At 61.0% G+C, this 18,873-nt stretch carries 18 protein-coding genes and 2 tRNA genes; 5 read left to right on the top strand and 15 right to left on the bottom strand.

Features of this window, described 5'->3' with window-relative positions; all coding sequences use genetic code 11:
- Positions 1-15 precede the first annotated feature (15 nt).
- Together HMPREF2537_RS02275 and HMPREF2537_RS12980 are read right to left on the bottom strand one after the other, a co-directional pair.
- Positions 16-2,916, bottom strand: a complete 2,901-nt coding sequence (locus HMPREF2537_RS02275) for a VWA domain-containing protein (RefSeq protein WP_070525190.1) — start codon at positions 2,914-2,916, stop codon at positions 16-18.
- The gene (locus HMPREF2537_RS12980) at positions 2,916-3,575 is read right to left on the bottom strand and encodes a hypothetical protein (RefSeq protein WP_246820194.1); all 660 of its coding nucleotides are present in this window, start codon (positions 3,573-3,575) and stop codon (positions 2,916-2,918) included. The genes HMPREF2537_RS02275 and HMPREF2537_RS12980 overlap by 1 nt, the downstream gene beginning before the upstream one ends.
- Before the next feature lie 441 nt (positions 3,576-4,016).
- Between HMPREF2537_RS12980 and HMPREF2537_RS02265 the strand changes: the two genes are divergently transcribed.
- Entirely contained in the window at positions 4,017-4,751 is a 735-nt protein-coding gene (locus tag HMPREF2537_RS02265; protein ID WP_070525188.1) for a queuosine precursor transporter, read from the top strand.
- 176 nt (positions 4,752-4,927) lie between these two features.
- Complete coding sequence (locus tag HMPREF2537_RS02260; protein WP_070525186.1) at positions 4,928-5,653, top strand: sortase family protein; 726 nt, start codon at positions 4,928-4,930, stop codon at positions 5,651-5,653.
- Here HMPREF2537_RS02260 and tgt read toward each other — a convergent pair.
- Together tgt and HMPREF2537_RS02250 are read right to left on the bottom strand one after the other, a co-directional pair.
- On the bottom strand, positions 5,641-6,924 hold the full coding sequence (gene tgt, locus HMPREF2537_RS02255) for a tRNA guanosine(34) transglycosylase Tgt (RefSeq protein ID WP_070525184.1): 1,284 nt from the start codon (positions 6,922-6,924) through the stop codon (positions 5,641-5,643). The genes HMPREF2537_RS02260 and tgt overlap by 13 nt on opposite strands.
- Before the next feature lie 6 nt (positions 6,925-6,930).
- Positions 6,931-9,363: an MMPL family transporter gene (locus HMPREF2537_RS02250; protein ID WP_070525182.1), complete on the bottom strand. Its 2,433-nt coding sequence runs from the start codon at positions 9,361-9,363 to the stop codon at positions 6,931-6,933.
- Positions 9,364-9,544: 181 nt separating this feature from the next.
- Between HMPREF2537_RS02250 and HMPREF2537_RS12745 the strand changes: the two genes are divergently transcribed.
- Positions 9,545-9,712 carry a hypothetical protein gene (locus tag HMPREF2537_RS12745; RefSeq protein WP_168162394.1) on the top strand — a complete coding sequence of 56 codons (168 nt, stop codon included), beginning with the start codon at positions 9,545-9,547 and terminating at the stop codon, positions 9,710-9,712.
- A gap of 48 nt (positions 9,713-9,760) precedes the next feature.
- On the opposite strand, the gene HMPREF2537_RS02245 is transcribed toward HMPREF2537_RS12745, so the two are convergent.
- The 4 genes from HMPREF2537_RS02245 to HMPREF2537_RS02230 all read right to left on the bottom strand — a co-directional run bounded on the left by HMPREF2537_RS02245 (position 9,761) and on the right by HMPREF2537_RS02230 (position 11,216).
- Positions 9,761-9,851: transfer RNA gene (locus HMPREF2537_RS02245), tRNA-Ser, on the bottom strand.
- A gap of 92 nt (positions 9,852-9,943) precedes the next feature.
- Entirely contained in the window at positions 9,944-10,141 is a 198-nt protein-coding gene (locus HMPREF2537_RS02240) for a CsbD family protein (protein WP_070525180.1), read from the bottom strand.
- A gap of 93 nt (positions 10,142-10,234) precedes the next feature.
- Positions 10,235-10,678 (bottom strand): nucleoside deaminase, encoded by a 444-nt coding sequence (locus HMPREF2537_RS02235; protein WP_070525274.1) that lies wholly within the window; start codon positions 10,676-10,678, stop codon positions 10,235-10,237.
- Between the two features lie 34 nt (positions 10,679-10,712).
- The gene (locus HMPREF2537_RS02230; RefSeq protein ID WP_070525179.1) at positions 10,713-11,216 is read right to left on the bottom strand and encodes a tRNA adenosine deaminase-associated protein; all 504 of its coding nucleotides are present in this window, start codon (positions 11,214-11,216) and stop codon (positions 10,713-10,715) included.
- 39 nt (positions 11,217-11,255) lie between these two features.
- On the opposite strand from HMPREF2537_RS02230, the gene HMPREF2537_RS02225 reads away from it, so the two are divergent.
- Positions 11,256-12,284: a prephenate dehydrogenase gene (locus HMPREF2537_RS02225; protein ID WP_070525177.1), complete on the top strand. Its 1,029-nt coding sequence runs from the start codon at positions 11,256-11,258 to the stop codon at positions 12,282-12,284.
- Positions 12,285-12,746: 462 nt separating this feature from the next.
- On the opposite strand, the gene HMPREF2537_RS02220 is transcribed toward HMPREF2537_RS02225, so the two are convergent.
- The 7 genes from HMPREF2537_RS02220 to HMPREF2537_RS02195 all read right to left on the bottom strand — a co-directional run bounded on the left by HMPREF2537_RS02220 (position 12,747) and on the right by HMPREF2537_RS02195 (position 17,456).
- Positions 12,747-12,935, bottom strand: a complete 189-nt coding sequence (locus HMPREF2537_RS02220; RefSeq protein WP_070525175.1) for a hypothetical protein — start codon at positions 12,933-12,935, stop codon at positions 12,747-12,749.
- Between the two features lie 11 nt (positions 12,936-12,946).
- Positions 12,947-14,065 (bottom strand): trypsin-like serine protease, encoded by a 1,119-nt coding sequence (locus HMPREF2537_RS02215; protein ID WP_070525173.1) that lies wholly within the window; start codon positions 14,063-14,065, stop codon positions 12,947-12,949.
- Entirely contained in the window at positions 14,065-14,970 is a 906-nt protein-coding gene (locus HMPREF2537_RS02210; protein WP_070525171.1) for a DUF418 domain-containing protein, read from the bottom strand. Before HMPREF2537_RS02210 ends, HMPREF2537_RS02215 begins: the two co-directional genes overlap by 1 nt.
- A 137-nt stretch (positions 14,971-15,107) precedes the next feature.
- Positions 15,108-15,341, bottom strand: coding sequence for a hypothetical protein (locus tag HMPREF2537_RS12975; RefSeq protein ID WP_246820192.1), 234 nt, complete (start codon positions 15,339-15,341; stop codon positions 15,108-15,110).
- A gap of 18 nt (positions 15,342-15,359) precedes the next feature.
- Positions 15,360-15,566 (bottom strand): hypothetical protein, encoded by a 207-nt coding sequence (locus HMPREF2537_RS12970; RefSeq protein WP_246820190.1) that lies wholly within the window; start codon positions 15,564-15,566, stop codon positions 15,360-15,362.
- Positions 15,567-15,644: 78 nt separating this feature from the next.
- Positions 15,645-15,717: transfer RNA gene (locus tag HMPREF2537_RS02200), tRNA-Arg, on the bottom strand.
- Between the two features lie 164 nt (positions 15,718-15,881).
- Positions 15,882-17,456, bottom strand: a complete 1,575-nt coding sequence (locus HMPREF2537_RS02195) for an SLC13 family permease (protein WP_070525169.1) — start codon at positions 17,454-17,456, stop codon at positions 15,882-15,884.
- A 412-nt stretch (positions 17,457-17,868) separates the two neighbouring features.
- Between HMPREF2537_RS02195 and HMPREF2537_RS02190 the strand changes: the two genes are divergently transcribed.
- On the top strand, positions 17,869-18,777 hold the full coding sequence (locus tag HMPREF2537_RS02190) for a DUF559 domain-containing protein (RefSeq protein WP_070525167.1): 909 nt from the start codon (positions 17,869-17,871) through the stop codon (positions 18,775-18,777).
- Positions 18,778-18,873: the final 96 nt, after the last annotated feature.

Below are 18,873 nucleotides of genomic sequence, written 5' to 3'. Positions count from 1 at the left end.
TGCTGCTCAACCGGCTTAGCCCTGGGAGCCGAATCCCGGGGCTGGGGGCCAGCCGCCGTTATTACCAGGGTTACCAGGATTGTCTGGGCGCTGCTGGCCCGGTTGGCCAAAGCTCGGGCCGCCGCCGAAACCAGATCCACCACCAAAGTGTGGTGCTCCGCCGAAGCCGGGGCGCCCCGGCTCTTCAGCACGACCTGGCTGGCTCTGCGGTGATGGGCCCGAAGGCTGGGACTGGCCGAAACCACCAGGTTGCGGCGCCTGTTGCTGCCCACCAGGGCGGGGAGCCCCAGGTTGCGGAGCACCCTGCTGCGGGGCGCGTTGCGGCGGCGGACCGCTCGGCGGCTGGGAGCCAGGCTGGTTCTGCGGGACCGGCTGCCCCGGCTGGCCTACCTGCGGCGGCGTCTGGGCCTTCTCAGCCTTTTCGGCTGGGAATTCGACTTGGTCAAAGAGTTGCAGGGCCTGGCGGCTGATTTCCTTCGACATCTCGTCATACGCGCTGGCCTGGGCCAGCGTATCGATGGTCATGACAATCTCGCCGGAATCGCGGTCCTTCTTGTTGCCAATGAAGAACCACGTGTTCTGCACCGCAAGTGGCAACACTGCCCGGTAACCGGACTTCTTGCCCTTGCCGGAAATAGTGCCATCGCGCTGGACCTCCACGTGGGCCGCAGTGAAGGGGCTCAACCCCATCTTTACCTTGGCATCGTTGCTGCCCAAGCGCGCAGAGCGTCCGGTGGTCTCTACCGGAACAGCGCCCTGGAACTCTTCCTTGGACACCGCGAACGGGCGGCCATTGTCGGTTCGCACGAGGTTAGCGCCCTCGCGGCGTACCGGGATGGTCTTCGCAAACATTCGGGGCTTTTCCGGAATACGGCCGCTAACCCACTTCATGAGGTACAAGATGGCCAGCGGAATCAGCAGCGCAAGCAACACCGCGAGGACAAAGGAGAGGCCAAAAGCAGACTTGCTCAATGGTGCGGTCATGGAGCCCTGCAGCGTCAACGGCAGCTCCATTTGCTGGTTATCCTCAGCAGATTGCAGGTTAATGACCGGCTCCACACGCAGCGGGCCATCCGCCATCTCTTCCACGCTGAGGGTTACCGGGATGGTCGCCTTCTCATCCTTGGAAAGCTCGAGCGCGGAATCTTCCGAGTTGTGCTTGGAACTCACCGCAACGGAAGGAACTCCTGCGGGAAGCATTCCGCCCTCAGAATCCATGGTCTGGTCCGCTACCCACACCTTGCCGGGGCCGGTCACGGGGACGTCGACAGTAATCTCTTTCTCCGTCATGGTGATCGTCTGTGCTGAGCCCACCGTTGGCATATTGACCGGGGTAACGGTCAACGGCGTTTCTGCATTGATGGGATCCAGCTTCGAGCCCGGACGCTCACCGGTGTCCTTAGTGGTGATCTCCACGCGGGTGACGAGCTGACCAGATGCTGCGCTTTCCACCTTCTCCAGCGGAATATCTACCTGCTGCCCATCAGTGATCGGCGCATTCTCCACGAGGGTGACCGGGGAGCCGTCCTCTGGTACGAACTCCGCATACAGGGTTCCCTCACCCTCTAGCGCACGGGGTTCGCCTTTGCCATCGACCAGCTGTCCCTTCAGGATCTTGTCCGAGTTGATGCCGCCTTCTACCTTGGCCCCGTCTTCGGTCTTGAGGTTCAGGTTAAGGCCCGGCACCATGACGACGGATGCGAGGTACTCACCTTCCGTGCCTTCAGCCACCTTGTAGCCAAAGGTCCAGGCACCTTCCCAGGCGTCGCCCTCCTTTTCCATGGCGATATCAACCATGCCCGGCAGCTTGTTGTTCTCCGTCACGGAGACCTTCGCGCCGGCGACGCTCGTGGTATCAGGTTTAAGCTCCACGGTTTCGCCATCGGGACCAGTCAGGGTCGGGATAAGTTCGCCCTCACCCACCGAATTCTTCGGCACCGCGGACAAACGCACGGGAGACACGGAGTTATCAAGGACGAAATCAAACTGGTCCTTGAAGTTACCGTCCTTAGTTACACCACCCGAGGTAGGGATGAGGTTACGGAAGGCCGCGAACAGCGCTGCTGGGTCCTCACCCGCGTCAAAGAATGCACCGTTCGGGGCACCCTGGCCGCAGTCCTCACCCTCCGCCATGCGAGTGAGCTGGCGAACCTGATCCTGAGCTTCCGCAGCTGGCACGAGGCCCACGTTAAAGAGGCGGATATTGGAGTTACGGAACGCGGTGACAGAGGAATTGACCTCACACAGCTTGTCCTGAGCGCCCTGAAGATCGTTGGCCTCGGCGTCGGTGTAGTACTTACCATCGGTAAAGAACACGATGCCGCGGCAGCTACTGCCTTGGTGAGAAGCGAGTTCCTTCAACGCGCCTTTGTAGGCCGCGCCATAGTTGGTCTCTAGATCCGCAACGCGGTCCTCCTTGCGGAATTTATCCAGTTCACCCTGCAGGGCATCAGCCTTACCGGAGACATTGGTCCATCCGCCATACTCGGCCGGATCGCTGTAGTAGTCGGATCCAAAGCCAGCGAGTTTCACGTTAATGTCAGCGCCATTGTCTTCCCCGAGGTTGGCCAGCTGCTTCACGATGTCCGCCGTGGCATCAACGCGGAAGGCATCGGCGTCCGTCGGCTGCGAGCCCTCATAGCCCACCAAGGACGCTGATTGGTCAAGAACGAAAAGCAAGTCCGCAGACTTCTCGCGGGCAATACAGGAGCCGAAATCGGAGAGGTTCTTTTGTGAGACTTCTGAAAGTGCGGATTCGGAGCCGATTCCCTCAGGGCGCTCTTCCGGCTGCGCTTCCGGGGCGTCCGGGGCTTCCGGGGGCGGCGGAGCATCCTGCGCTACCGCTCCCAAGCTGCCACCGAACCCAGCGATTGCCATCGCAGCGGATAAAGCAAGTACTCGTGTGAACTTCTTCATTAGGCGCCAACCGCCTTTCCTACGTAGAAGGCGATTTCCACCGCAGCAACAATGACAAGAACAAAGCTTCCACCCATGATGATGCGGTAAAGCAAAGTTTGCGTGGTGTCCTCAATATAAAACGTCTCAGCTTGGCGCTGCGTATTCTTCAGCGTGTAAAGACCCAAGAGGATAAAGGACACGATTCCGGCAAGCAGCCATCCGCCGATAGCCAGAACAAAGAACAGAGTCTGCGTCGGTGAAGCGACGAGCGGCGCAATCACCAACAGGATCAGCGCGATAACTGCAGAAACGCCAGCGGCAATGAGCAGCGGCCACGGCCCCTTCGTTGGGCTCGTCGGTGCTGCCACCTGACGGCGATAATCTGGCGCGGGCGAGGATTCACCGAAACCGTCAGACGAGCCCGGCGCGCCGAAAGAGCCGCCTGCCCCTGAACTAGGGTTAGTACCTGCAGGGCTTCCCTGGGCAGAGCCGAAACCGGAGCCTTGACCAAAATCAGGACCGGAGGAAGGGTTCTGCGCCGGATTCGGGGCACCAAAGCCACCAGGGCCCCCAGACCCACCGGGCGCGCCGAACCCGGAACCTGCACCTGGCTGATTAGCTCCTTGCGGCGGGCGCCCGCCAAACTGCGGCGACGATCCTGGGGAACCAAACGTCATATCGATGACCTTCCCTTAAACAAAGTTGGGCCACCGGCGAACCTGGTGCCTCCCCCATCTAGCGACGCAGAAGGTAGAAGATCCGCCGGAAAGCTCTAAGGATTAGAAACCAAGGTAGCCGCACCCCCTGACATGACGTGTCTTTCTCTGGCTTCGAAATTCGAACGCGCCCGAATCTCTTCGAGCGCGCACCACGCACACAATAGACAGGAAACGTTCAGGGAATACGAAAACGTTGCAAGCAAAAGAATGCCATACCAGAGGCGTTTTTTCTGCCCACTTCGTAGATCTTTATGGGCTCATCGCCGAGAGCACACCCCCGAAACAGCCAGTTCCACTGCAGGTTCTCAGGAAACAGCTGGGTGAGGGAGCACTCCCCATTGAAGGAGAATCAAACTCCCCATTTCTACTTCCCCCAGTTTCGTGGAAAAATGCTGTTCCATGACAACTCAATCGGCAACCGCAACCACCACAAACGGTGGCGAGAGCATCCGATTCATCCCGGTACATTCCACTTTGTACCCGTGGCTGGTCGCGGTGTTCGTCGTTACCTTCCTCATCTCGAACATCAACGCCACGAAGGGCGTCCAGCTCGGCCCGCTCATCACCGATGGCGCCTTCTTCCTCTTCCCCATCGCCTACATCGTGGGCGATGTTCTCTCCGAGTGCTATGGCTTCAAGTCCACCCGCCGCGCCGTTTATATCGGTTTTGCCATGGCGCTTCTGGCCGCAGTTTCCTTTTATATTGCAATCTGGCTGCCCGCGGCTGATTTCTACGAAGGCCAGGAAGCTTTCGAAGCAACTCTTGGCCTCGTTCCGCAGATCCTGCTGGCTTCCCTCGTCGGCTACGTCGTAGGCCAGCTGCTCAACTCCTTCACCTTGGTGAAGATGAAGGCTCGCAGCGGTGAGAAGGGCCTCATCGCCCGCCTTGTTACATCCACTGTCGTCGGCGAATTCGGCGATACCCTGCTGTTCTGCGCCATCGCAGCACCCGTCATCGGCATCGACTCCTTCAGTGGCTTCCTGAACTACGTCATCGTGGGCTTCCTCTGGAAGACCGCCTGCGAGGTCATCATGCTTCCGCTGACCACCCTGGTTATCTCCTGGGTCAAGCGCCGCGAGGACTACGTGCCTATCGACGAGGCCGAAACCTCTACGGCAGCGCCGTCTAAGTAGCAGCGACCCGTCCCGAATTCCCCCTTGGCACGCACTGTGCTGAGGGGGTCTACTTCTCTCTTCCCTTCATCCATCATGCGTAATACGATGCATTCACAGGAGCAAAGGAGAATAAATGGCTGCAGAGGATTCCGGCGAGCGGTTTAATCTTGATGAGGTCTTAAAGGACATCGACAATGCATAAGCATCTACGAACTTCCCTCCTCCCCATCCTTGGCCTGGCCACAGCCTTCAATCTTGTGGCGTGTTCGGGCACGGAAGAAGAGTCGTCGCCCGAAACGACGAGCCACGCGGCACCGGAAACGACGACGGTGAGCAGTGAGGCGTCGTCAAGCGCAGCGCCCACCCCTCCCCCGCTCAACCAAGGCCCAGCACCCGCCCTGACCGGTACGTTTGAGATGGACGGCCCAGCCACCATCACGGGCGCGACCTATGATTCGATGCCCTTCGTCGTGCCCCTCAACCCCGCCGGGCCACAAGAGACCATGGTGCGCTGGGTGCAAGACTGGGGTGAGTCACCCGCCACGGCGGAGCAGGGCACCACCTACGTATTGGGACATGCCTGGGGCCAGCAGAAGCTGGTGTTCAACCCCTTCTCCGAAGTGGTCACCGCCGACGTAGACCTGAGCAGCCCCACCACCGTGGAGGGCCTCGAGGGCATGGAAGTGCAGCGCTTTGCGACGCCCATCCTCAACGGCTCCCACATCCGCATGACCTCTGCCGATAGTGCCGGGCGCGAGTGGATCGTGGATAACGCCTTCCTCGTGGACAAGGAGCAACTCGGCAGCGACGCCGACCTGATGAATACCGAGGTTCCCGGGCGCATCGTACTCATCGCCTGTGCGGTAGACGGCGCAACAGACTTGGAGTACAACGTCATCGTCACCGGTCACTTGGCGTAATAGCGCCCCAGGAATTCATCGCGATACGCCTCGTAATAGCCGCCGTCGATGGACTCCCGGATGTTATCCACCAGCCGAATCATGAACTCTAAGTTGTGGATGGTGCACAGCGTTCCCGCCAGGAATTCCTTGGCTTTGAGCAAGTGGTGGATGTAGGCGCGGGAGTAGTTCTCCGAGACGTAACCGCCGAATTCCTCGTCCACGCCAGCAAAGTCGCGCTTGAAGCGCGCATTAGTGAGGTTGAGGCGTCCGTCCAGGGTGTAGACGCCACCACGGCGCGCCAGGCGGGTCGGCGCCACGCAGTCGAAAGTATCGGCACCAGCCTCAACGGCGGTAAAGATGTCATCCGGTTCAGAGATACCCAGCAGGTGCCGGGGCTTATCGACGGGCAACTCATCGCACACCCAGCCCACAATCGTGCCCAGGTTCTCCTTCTCTAAAGCGCCACCGATGCCGAAGCCACCGAAGCCGCGACGACCATTCGCCTCGGCGCGATCGGAAAGCTCCACCAGCCCGCGAGCGGCCTGACGGCGCAGGTCCTCGTATTGCGCGCCCTGTACCACGCCCCACAGGGACTGGCGCGGCTTCTGCGGGCCGCGGGCAAGCGTCAGGCGATCGTGCTCATCCAGGCAGCGCTGCGCCCAGCGGCGCGTGCGCTCCACAGATTCCTCCTGGTAGGTACGGGTATCCACCAGCGTGGTGAGCTCATCGAAGGCAAACATGATGTCCGCGCCCAGACCATGCTGGATCTGCATGGAGACCTCTGGAGTGAAGCGGTGCGTGGAGCCGTCGATGACGGACTTAAAATCCACGCCATCCTCATCCACCTGCGCCATGCGTTCCTTCTTGGCCGCGCGGATGTCGGAGTCCGTCAGGTCCGCCACATCCATGGCGAGGACCTTCTTAAAACCCACGCCGAGGGACATGACCTGGAATCCGCCCGAGTCGGTGTACGTCGGCCCATGCCAATTCTCGAAGGTAGCCACGCCACCAGCCTCGTCCACGATGTCGTGGCCCGGCTGCAGGTAGAGGTGGTAGGCGTTGGACAGGATGGCCTGCGCGCCGGTCAAGCGAATCTGCTCCGGGGTCAGCGTCTTCACCGTGGCCTTGGTGGCCACCGGGATGAAGGCCGGGGTCTGAATATCACCGTGCGGGGTATGGATAACACCGGTGCGGCCGTGCTTCCCCGGTTGTGCTGGACCGCTTAAGTCCAGCTCCTTCTTCACGTCGAAGGAAAGGTCGGTCTCAAGCTGCGGCTTAGGGTGAGTCATAGGGAACTATTCTACGGGCTGCGCTGCCTTATCCTCTGCTTCACGGGATACTGCCGCGTGTTTGCGCTCCCATTCTTCCTCGAGTGCGGTGCCCTCGATGTCCAGCTGCGGGATCAGCTTGTCCAGCCACTTCGGCATCCACCAGGTGGTGTGCCCCATGAGGAACATGGTGGCGGGGACAAGCGACATGCGGACTAAGAATGCGTCGAAAAGCACGCCCGCCGCCAGCGCGAAGCCGAAGATCTGGATGAAGGGCAGGGGCTGGCTGATGAACGCCACAAAGACGGAAATCATGATGATGGCTGCGGCGGTGACCACGCGGGCACCGGCGGTAAAGCCGGCGATGGTGGCCTCGTCGTTGGCGTTGTACTTGCTGTACTTCCCGCCGCTGCCCTGCGGGTAACGGGAGAAGTGCTCGCGCATGCGGGTGACCAGGAAGACCTGATAGTCCATGGCCAGGCCGAAGGTCACGCCGATGAGGAAGATGGGCATGAAAGAAATCAGCGGGCCGGGTGCTGGCACCAAGCCGGTGAGGCCGTCTTGCCACACCAAAACGGTCAGGCCGAAGGCTCCGCCGACGGAAAGCAGGAAGCCCAGGCCCGCGACCAACGGCACCAAGATGGAGCGGAACACTGCCAGCAGCAGGAAGATGGCCAGGCCCACCACAATGGCGAGGTACGGCCCCATGGCTTCCTCGAGGCGCTCGGTGATGTCGAGCTGCACCGCGGTCAGGCCCGTCATGCCGATCTCGGCACCGGTGGCATCCTCCAGCTCCGCACCGGCAGTACGCAGGGCGGCGGCGGTGCCAACCGTGGCCTCATCCGTAGGCGCTGTGGTGGGGCTGACCATGATCTGCGCGGACTTCATATCCTGGCTCACGCCGACGAGCTGGGCGTGCTTGACCCCGCCCACCTGGTTGAGGCGCTGCACGGAATAGATGAAGGAGGAAAGTGCGGCCTTCTTCTGCTCATCTTCCTCACCTTCTTGGCCCTGGATATAGGGCTGTAGCGCCGCGGATTCCGGGTTGGCATTGGCGCCATCCACGATCACCAGGAAGGGGCCGTTGATGCCGGGGCCAAAGCCTTCGGACAGGAGGTCCGCCGCCTTGCGCTGGGTGGTATCCGGGTTGGAGGTGGTATCCGCTGGCAGGGCCAGCTCCATGTGCAGAACCGGGGCCGTCAAAGCTCCGAGGCCAAGCACCACCAAGGCCATGACGATGCCCGGGGCGCGCTGCACCGCGCGCACCCAACGGTTACCCATCGTTGGCTTCGTGCGGCGCGGGCGGCGCTTCGTGGGGTTGCCGGCAACGCCGGGGATGCGCCCGGCGAAGGCCTTATCACCGAGCAGGCCCAGCATCGCGGGCACCAAGGTCAGCGCCACAAGCACAGCCATGAAGACCGTGCCCGCAGCGGCCAGGCCCATGGCGGTGAGGAAGCTGATGCGCGCCACGAGCAGAGCGAAGAGCGCGATGAAGACCGTCGCGCCGGCAAAGACCACCGAGGAACCCGCTGTACCGACGGCCATGCCGGCGGCATCCGGCCCGTCCATGCGGGAGCGCTCCTGCCGGTAGCGCGACATGATGAACAGCGCATAGTCGATGCCCACGGCCAGGCCAATCATGACGGCCAGCACCGGAGTGAGGTTGTTGAGCTCCATCCAGTGGGTCGCAATCATGACACCCATCGCTCCCAGGCCCACGCCCACGACCGCGGAGATAAGCGGCATGCCCGCGGAGGCCAAGGAACCGAAGGTAATAATGAGGACGATAAACGCCACAGCTAGGCCAATGACCTCAGAAATCGAGTTGACCTGGATTTCATCACCGAAGCCCGCGCCGCCGGCCTCTACTTCCAGACCCGCCGCACGGCCAATATCCATGGCTTCATGGACCACGTCTTTATCCGCAGGCTCTACCGAGTAGGGGCTTTCCGCATCAAAGTCGAAGGTGGTGTAGGCGATGGTCTCATCAGCATTGACCATGGCTAGGTTGTCGGCATCCGCCCGCGCGGTCTCCTCCGGCAAGCCCATGGAAGTGAACTGCTCAATGACCTGCTGCTGAAGTGCTGGCGATACGTCGAGCGGGTTACCCCAACGCTGCTGGCTGCCCTCTGGGATATCAAGGCCTTCAGCAATGTGGTGCACCACATCCTCGACAGCTTCTTTGTTCTGCGGATCGCTGAGCTTCTGCCCTTCTGGGGCCTTGAAGACGAGGTTGACCGACGGCGCATTGGCCGGGTTACCGTTCTCCGGGAAGAGCTCCACCGCGCGGCGGGTGGCGTCAATAGCGGGCGTGCCGCTGATGGAGTACTCCGTGGTCATCGGCTTCATCAAGCTCAAGGTCGCTCCGCCCGCGGCCGCCACAATGAAGATCCAGGCGATGATGACCTTCCATCGGTTGATGTAAGACCAGCGGCCTAGGTGGTAGAGCAGCTTTGCCACGGAAATTCCCCTTCACATGCGCGATTGTTGCTCGCGGAAGCTTTGGTGGTGGACACGAATGTGCACCAGTTTAACCAGTTGGGCTGTGAAGCCCTAACGGTCTCGTAAGAGTTCAACCAACCCTCCAGAGCGTGACCTGCGTTACAATGCAGAATTACTGAAATACCCTAGGAGACTCGCTATGTCTACTTTCATCATCATTGCCGTCGCGGCCATCCTTCTCATTGCCATCCCAGCAGGCATGATGAACCGACGGATTCACAAACGCACGGAAGACCACGACCCCGAGGCACGCCAAGCCGCGCTGGATTTCCAAAAAGATGTTGATAGAGGGCGGGCCGGCTTCTAAAAAATAAAAAGTCCGGCACTCCAGAGCTAAGAACTGGAGTGCCGGATCTGGCGGTGGCGGCGGGATTTGAACCCGCGGTTGGGGGTTACCCAACAATCGCTTTCGAGGCGATCACCTTCGGCCGCTCGGACACGCCACCGCGTTCCAGATTACGTCGAGTAACCCCGAGCGACAAAATCGCTGCCCATACCACGCGGCGCGGACAGCGATTCAGCTATTTGAGGCTAGGAATTAGTCCTTGAGGTTACCGATGACCTCGTTGGCCTTATCCTTGACGCCCTCAACGGCATCGGAAGCCTTCTGCTTGGCCTCAGAGGTGACCTGCTCAGCCTTGCCTTCGTTTTCCAACTTCTCGTTGTCGCTTACGTTGCCAGCAGCTTCCTTAGCCTTGCCGACGAACTCGTCCTTCTTGTTCTCGAAATCACCCATGGTGTTCTCCTTACTCTCTACTTCTCTCACGTGGACCACCCAGCCTACACCTAAATTGCAAGGCGGCTCCGGGGCCATTAACCAGTTCAGGGGCTAAACGCCGCTGCTACGAAGACCCCCGAAGAAGCCCGTGAGCAGCTCCGCGCATTCTTCCTCCAGTACACCGCCGCGTACCTCGGGAACGTGGAGGGCACCGGGGGCGCGCAATACCTCCACCAGCGAGCCGCACGCCCCCGTCTTCGGCTCAAAGGCACCGAAGACCACCGAAGACACCCGGGACGCCTGAATCGCGCCAGCGCACATCGCGCAGGGCTCCAAGGTGACAACCAGCTCGCAGCCCTCCAGCCGCCAGCCATCGCCGTGCACGCGCACCGCCTGGCGGATGGCTTCCACCTCTGCGTGTGCTGTTGGGTCATTCAGCTGCTCGCGGCGGTTAACGCCGGTGGCGAGTTCGTTGCCGGAGGCGTCGTAAAGCACGGCACCCACCGGGATATCCCCCGCCGGCGTCGTGCGCGCGACCTCCAGGGCGCGGCGCATACGGGCCTTCGCGCGCACCAGCCCCTCCGCTGGTTTAAGAGTCATCCGAGTCGAGGCCGTCAATGAAATCCTCCAGCTCATCGCCAAAGCCCAGCTCGCCGGCGATGCGCAGGAGCATGTCGGAAGGCCAGTCCTCTTCGTTATCGATGATGTAGCCCAGCTGGTTCTCATCGAGGCCGAGGTCAGCGAAGATATCGAAATCGCCGTCACCGTAGGGGTCGGCGTCCTCCCACTCGTCCTCGTCCAAATCCGGGCTATCGATATCGCGCAAGTCCAGGAAATCCGCGGCGAAGTCGTCTTCGGAGGCATAGGTGGCGTCGGAAAGCAGCATGCGTACATCCCCCGGAACCGGGCGCACGACGACGAAATAGTCATCCTCCACGCACAGCAGCGCAAATGCCGCGCCCTCCGAACGGAGGTTGCGCACCGCCTTGATGGAGGTGTTGACGTCGGTGTAGTCATCCTTGAAAGGGCGAATCACCCAGCCGCCTTCGGCACTGGCGACGGTGATGGCAAAGGACAGATCGTCGTGGCTCATACCTCGTCAGATTAGTCGGGTTGTGCCACAATTGTCACCGTGAGTTCTCAAGATGTTCAACGCCCCGTCTGCATTATCGGCCTCGGTCTCATTGGAGGTTCCCTCCTGCGCGACCTAGCTGCTGCACGCCATTCCGTGTACGGCTATAACCACTCCACCTCTGGTGCGCGAACGGCCATTAAGCAGGGCTACGACGTCACCGATGATCTGCCGGCCATCCTGCGCCGCGCCGAGGAGGACAATGCGCTTATTGTCATCGCGGTGCCTATGGATGCGGTTGCTTCGGTCCTCGACGCTATCCAGGCACACGCCCCGAGCTGCGGGCTGACCGATGTCGTCTCGGTCAAGACCGAGGTGCGCCAGCTCATCGTGGAGCGCAACATGGAGGCGCGCTACGTGGGCGGGCACCCCATGGCCGGTACCTCCAAGTCCGGCTGGGAGAACTCCCACACCGGGCTGTTCAACCGTGCTGCCTGGGTTATCACCTATGACTATGCCGCCGAGTGCGACGCGCGCGGCGAGCGCATCCCCGCCGCATGGGAGAACATTTTTGCTGACGTGGTCCGCATGACCCAGATGGTTCACGCGGAGGCGGTTCCGGTGCGCGTGGCTAACCACGATGCCGCGGTTGCCCGCATTTCGCATCTGCCTCACGTGCTGGCGGAGACCCTCGCGGTGGTCGGCGATAATGGCGGCATCCTGGCACAGTCCCTGGCGGCTGGCTCCTTCAAGGACGGAACCCGCGTGGCAGGCACTCGCCCGGACCTGGTTCGACAGATGTGCGAGACCAATGCACCCGCACTGGTCCAGGCCCTCGACGAGGCCCTCGAGTTGCTGCACGATGCGCGCGAATCGCTGGCCTCGGATCAGCCTTCCATCGCCGCGCTTGCCGACGCTGGCTTCCGCGCCCGCACCCGCATCGAAGCCCGATCCGGTGCTCGGAAGGAATCGGTCTCCCCGGTGAAGATCTCTTCCCGCCCGGTCTTGCGGCTGCACCCGGGTGCGCCGAACTGGGTGGCGCAGCTGCGCCAGACCGAGTCTTTGGGCGGGCGCATCGAGATTTTCTAGCCCGTCGGCCAGCTTCGAGCTCTGACCTTCCGCCCTAGCAGGCGGTTTCCCAACGGGTTCCCCTCACCTGGTTCCAGTCAAAAGGTTTGTTTGCCCCCAAACGAACCTTCTACCTGGTTAAAGATGATTTACTTGCCCCCAAGGGAACCTTTTGACTAATGACTTCTGAGTGGAACCTTTTGCGTACTGCTGGGCATGGGGCGGTTTCCAAAAGGCATCTTGCAAATGGCATTTTGCAGATGGCATTTGTCAAAAGGCGTTTTCTCGCCTGAAAACGCCTTTTGGGGTGTGCACATGGCGTTTTTGGCCCCAAAGACACCTTCTATCAGATGCCTTTTGTGGGGTGCCATCTGGTGACCGGCTGTGAAGCAGCATGCGCCGCAGCGTGGGACGGCGCGGGGCGGCACGACACGACGCGGCGTCGGGCGGCGTAGTGCGGTGGCGTGGGGTGGTGCGGGGCGCTTAGTCGCGGAAAGTGTCGTCGCGGCGCTTGCGGGCTTGGGACTCATCACGCGTGATGCCGAGCAGCGGGTATCCCGCGAGGCCCGCTGCTAGGCCCACCGGCAACATCCACAGCATGCCGGAGGCCAGCCACAAGACCACGCCGAGAATGGCGCCAGCGATGAGACACGGAACGATTTTCTCCTTCATGGAGAAACAGCCTAGTTGCTACCCTGCTCAGCACCAGACTTGCGGCGAAGCAAACGTGAAGCGATGGCCAGCACGATCAGGCCCACCACCCCGGTCACGCCGGCCGTTAGAGCTACGGGCGCACTGACCTGCATCGTGGCTGGCGGTTTCGGGGAATTGTCGGCATTGAGGACGCCGTCGGTATCGCGGCCGCTAGTGACGTCCTCGATCCAGTCGCGAACTTCGACCACGGACGTAATCGCTGCGGTCGGGGAAGGCAGGTCCGGATCCGCATTAGACGTGCCAGCCGTGGCCACGCCCACGAGGCGGCCGTCGACAAAGAACGGTCCGCCCGAGTCGCCGCCCTGCATTCCCTCACCATTGAGGGACTTCACGTCCATGATGGCAGCCGCAATCATCGGGCCCACTCCCCCGAGTTCACCGGCCGGGATACTTTCCGCGCCGTCGGGTCCAACAGCGATCTCTGGCATGTCGCCGCCCTCCATCACCTGGGGCGCGTCGGACGAACCAGGGGCGGGAGCGACCATACCGCCGGGGGCAGGCACTGCCATTTCGCCAGGAGCCATGGCCCCGGAATCACTCGGAGCCACCGGCGTCATCTTCTGGCCAGACTCGTCTGGGGTGGCCGGCGGGGTGCCGCCGGAGAGCAATTCGCCTACTTCCATCTCCGCCATCGGTAGCTGGCCTTTACGGGCCATGCGGGATCTGCTGCTCCAGCCGTAGAAGTGCCCCTTCTCGCCGGCGGTGGGGACCGCATCCGCGAGCTTAGCGGGCTTGATGCCCTTGACGGGCTCGGTCAGGTGCATGAGGCCGGCGTCGATAGTCGGCGAAACAGCCCAGGAATCCACGTCATAGACGCGAGTGTCCTTGCCCTGGCCAAAGCGGGCCTGCGAGCCCTCGTTGTTGACGGACTCCAAGCAGTGGCGGGCGGTCAGCACCCACTGCTCAGCCACCAGCGTGCCGGTGCAATCGCCGAAGTTTCCGATTTTGCCCATGCGCAGCGCAGCCACGGCGGCGCTTTCCTCCGAGTGAGGTGCGGGCTGGGCGAATTCCAAGGCCATGGCCGGCGCAGCGCCTAGCCCCACGACCAGAGAGCTGGCCACAACAGCAGTTATCTTTCGTGCCACCATTACGCAGCCACCTCCTTGATTGCCCAAGCCACGACCCTCTCGGCCGGACCCTTTCCACAGAACTTCTTCCACAGCGCGCTCAACAGTAGGAACGCGAGCACAAAGCCCAGTGCCGCCATGGTGTTGTGCAGCGAGACGTGCGCTTGCCAGAAACGAGCGGTGAGAATGTGCAGGATATAGATGGTCAAAGACATCGAGCCCATTGCCGCGAAGGGGAAGGTCAAGCGCGGCAGCTGACGGCCGATGATCAGGCACAGGTGCAGCACCACCGCAGTGACCGCCACGGAGAGAAGGATTTCACCGAGCACACCTGTATGCCCGGTAAAGCGCAGCCAGCCGGCGATGTCAGGGTTAAAGCGCTGCCACAGGCCGATGCCGGTAACGACGACGGCCACCGCGCTCGTGACGATCTGGGTGCGGGTGGGGCGGGTGAGGTAGACGTCGTAAAGCAGCATGCCTGCCACCATGTACGCCAGGAATGCCACGAGGGGGTAAACCTGCGGGAGGGTATAGGGAGCGTAGAGCACCGTGGCGCCCGCGGTGGCCAGCGCGAAGAGCAGGACCTTCCAGACAGTGGCGAGCGGCGGCACCCACGCGGTGAGAGCCATGGCCGCGCCCATCACGACGAGCACCACCTGAATCTCACCGCCGACGGGCAACAGCGCCACGCCGATGAGCATGACTATCAGGCCGCGGGCGACCAGCTTGAGGAAGACCCGCAGCGAGTAGTCGCGAGCAAGGATCATCATCGTGGTTCCTGCAATGATGGCGAACCCCGCCGCCGGCAGCCCAGAGAGCACCACTTTGGCGCCCCAGACCAGATTGGCCATGTGCAGAATAATCATCCCGATGATGGCCAAGGAACGAGCAATATCGAGGCCCACTATTCGGGCGCGCGCTGACACCTATTCATCTCCTTGCAGTTGAAAACGTTTAAAGACCGACCAGTGGCTCTGGCCGGTCTTCTTTTTTGTGTCCGTTTTCAGCTCTGCATTTCACCCAGCGCTGCGTGATATGCGTCTCAGCTACTAAGGGCGATCGCTTACTCACCGCGCACAAGGTAAATGCGCTCAGGCGTTGCGGATGCATCGGGGTCCACCATCACCGTTACTGGTCTTTGAAGAAAATCTATGAGGGCCCCGTCCGATTGCGGGCCAAAGCAGATGTTGTCTGACATCAAATCCCACGTGATATCACTCTCACTAGCCTCGTTGCTCTCAAAGTGGAAGCCGGCGTTATCGCAGGAGAACTCCAAGTACTGATCCCAAAAGTCCACGCGAAAGGAATCCGGCTGCTACGCGGACTCCCACTCGGAATTCACCACGAACTCCATCTGCTGCGCATTGGCGGTGACCAGGTCTGCGGGCACGCCAGTAACAATGTTGCGCTGCGAGGATCCAGCTTCCGCTATGCCCGAGCTCCCCGGCAGCTCCGAGGAGCCTGCACCCGAGAAGAGGGAGGAAATGAAAAGCAGGATAGCGGAGAGAATCGCTTTGATCATGTTTCAGCACATTACCGGATTTGCCCAGCCCACAGAGCTAAAAACGAGAAAAGCCGCCTGAAGGCGGCTGAAATTTAGTGCGCCCGGAGGGATTCGAACCCCCAACCTTCTGATCCGTAGTCAGATGCTCTATCCGTTGAGCTACGGGCGCAGTCCGTTGGCCTGCAGTGCTTCACACCTTAAGTGCGCGCCCTGCTGTGCAACGAGATGTAACTATACCCACGCTCCGGAAAACAAACAAATCACGACGTAGTTGCCCGTTTTCGACGGCAGCGCAGGACAGCAATTCATCTGCCGTTTACCTCGCAGGAGAGGCTACAGAACTAGTCCGAACACCGGAACGGCAAGCAAATAGACGGTGATGGTGATGAGCACGCAGCCAATCAGGTTGAGGCCGATACCGCCCTTGATCATGTCGCCAATCTTGACGTAGCCCGAGCCATAAGCAATGGCGTTCGGCGGGGTCGCCACCGGCAGCATGAAGGCACAGGTTGCAGCCAGTGCCACCGGGATGGTGAGCAGCAGGACGTTGATGTCGCCATTCTCGGTCAGGCCGATACCCACGGCCACACCGCCCATAATCGGCAGGAAGGTCGCCGCAGTTGCGGTGTTGGAGGTGATCTCCGTCAGGAAGAGCACGAGCAGGGCCACCGAAGCGATGAGCAGGATGATGGGCAGGCTGCCCAGCCCCTTGGCCATCTCACCAATCCACAGAGACAAACCGGACTTGTTGAACATCGAAGACAGGGACAGGCCACCACCGAAGAGCAGGAGCACATCCCACGGCATTTCGCTCGCAGTCTTCCAATCCAGCAGGCGCACGCCAGTCTTCGTGTCGGCCGGGATGGTAAACAGCAGCAAACCAGCGGCAATGCCCACAATGGCGTCGTCGTAGTTGGATTCCTTGCTCACAAAGAAAGGAATGATCACCCAGGCCAAGGCGGCACCGAGGAAGATAATGCCCGTCATGATCTGCGGGCCGGTCCATGGGCCAAGCTTTTCAATCTCGGAATCGATGAGCTCGCGGCCGCCTGGAATCTTGTCCATCTCCGGCTTGAACACGGTAACCAGCATGAACCAGGCAATAAACAGGAAGATGAATGCCAGCGGCATGCCCACCATCATCCACTTGCCAAAGCCGAGGACGATGCCGTGAGTTTCCTTCATGTAGCCCATCAGCAGGGTATTCGGCGGGGTGCCGATGAGGGTGCCGAGCGAGCCAATCGACGCCGAATACGCGATACCGAGCATGAGCGCAGTGGCAAACTTCTTCTGGTTAGCCATGCCACCGACGGCGTCGGCAGTCAGCGAAAGCACCGAAATACCAATCGGCAGCATGACCACTGCGGTAGCGGTGTTGGACACCCACATAGACAAGAAGCCGGTGGCCAGCATGAAGCCGAGGATCAGCTGCTTAGGCGAGGTACCTACAACCTTGACCACGAACAGCGCCATGCGGCGGTGCAGGTTCCAGCGCTGCAGCGCCAACGCGATGAGGAAGCCACCCATGAACAAGAAAATCGTGGACGAGGCATAGGGCGCGCCCACATCCTTAATGCTTCCAACGCCGGCCAGCGGGAAGATGACCAGTGGTAAAAGCGCGGTGGCGGCCAGCGGGATAGCCTCCGTCATCCACCACACGCCCATCAGGATGGTCACCGCGGCGACGGCGCGTAGCGCACTTTGAGTGTATTCAACGTCATCCTTGGCACCGGGTGATTGCAGCACAGTATCCACGGCGTTGCTCGGGAAAATAAACCACACGAAGATGGCCAATGCGAGACCGACAAAAAGGCCAATGGCCATGCGACGCCATTCGCGCGTATCGACGCCGCGGTCGTCTTCACCTTCTGTGTGTGCGGTTGAGACGTGAGTGTGCGGGGTAGTCATCTGCCCCCTCCTTTTCCTGGTTAACCAGCCCCCATTCAGCTGAGAGAGAGTTATTAGGATCGCCGAATGGGCCTACAGCTTCAGGTTATCGAGGTCACAGACTGCCAACAAACGCTTTCCGGTTATTACCCCCGCTAGCGCCATAAATCACCCCTGTTAGCAAACTCTATTGCAGAACAACTGCAAAGTTTGCTCACCAATGTGTGGGCAGCCCGCACGCCACAGCCTCCCCACCCAATTCCCCCTCCTCCGCAGATCCCCAGACCTCGTTCCCGCAACCTGCAGGTGGGCGTCGCTAAGCGCTTGCCGACGCCCCACCGCCCACCAGGGAGTTTCGGGATCGAGGTCTGGGGCTTTAGCGCTGCATACCGCTCGCCGCGCGCGATCCACGCCAATGCGCTAAAAGTAAGCCATGAACAACCTAGGCATATTCCACTACATAGACACCCACATGGTCGATCTGCGCACGCTCACCAACGACGACCCCCGATGGGGCAAAATTCACGCGAGGAAATTCCATAAGCTCGCGTGGTGCTATGTCATTCCCCTGCACCGCTGGCTGCAGTTGAAACCCTGGGAGCGAGAAACCGCAGAGGTCTATGCCCATGCGCGTGCCGCACCGCGGGCAACCCTGTTGGGCAAAGCGGCTGCTCGCATCCACGGTATCCCAACGCTTACAACGCCGAGCGAGTATTTCGCGACAGTCCCCTCAAACTCCGTTCCCCAAAGGTCCAAGCGCCAGTACTTCCGCTACAAGCAAACGAAACTCAACAATCAGGTCACAGAAGTCCACGGCATCCGGGTCACTTCTCTCGCGCGTACGGCGATTGATATCGCACGATTCGATGGGTTCGTCGAAGGACTCGTCGCCGCAGACCACGTGAGGTCACGACGGGTATCAAAGGACACCCTCAACTGGGTACTTGGCGACATGGGCCGCGTGAAAGGAGTCGCGAATGCACGGCGGGCCGTGGAACATAGCGTCAACAGCTCCGAATCTCCCTGGGAGTCCTACGCGCGGGCGCTCATCCTTGACGCGGACCTTCCCGCGGTTCGCAGCCTGCGCGCCCAATACCGAGTCAATCAGTACTACGCCGACCTCGCGATCAATGACTGGCTCCTCATTGAGATCGACGGCAATGTGAAATACGAGAACGAGCTGGAAGAGGTGATTCGGGCCGAGCACCAACGCCAAAAGGCACTCCTCAACCAGGGGTTTGTCGTCTTACGCTTCTCACCCCAAGAATTGCGCGAAGCTCCAGACGACTTCATTAACACCATCGCGCGGCACTTAGCTGCAGGCCCCCGAAACTTCCGCTAGATCCCCAGACCTCGATCCCGCAACCTGCAGGTGGGCGTCGCCAAGCGCTTGCCGACGCCCTACCGTCCACCAGGGAGTTTCGGGATCGAGGTCTGG

The organism is Corynebacterium sp. HMSC074E01 (assembly GCF_001808885.1).
Lineage (GTDB): Bacteria > Actinomycetota > Actinomycetes > Mycobacteriales > Mycobacteriaceae > Corynebacterium.
The sequence above is the reverse complement of the archived record's forward strand: the minus strand, read 5'-3'. Positions and strand labels throughout refer to the sequence as shown.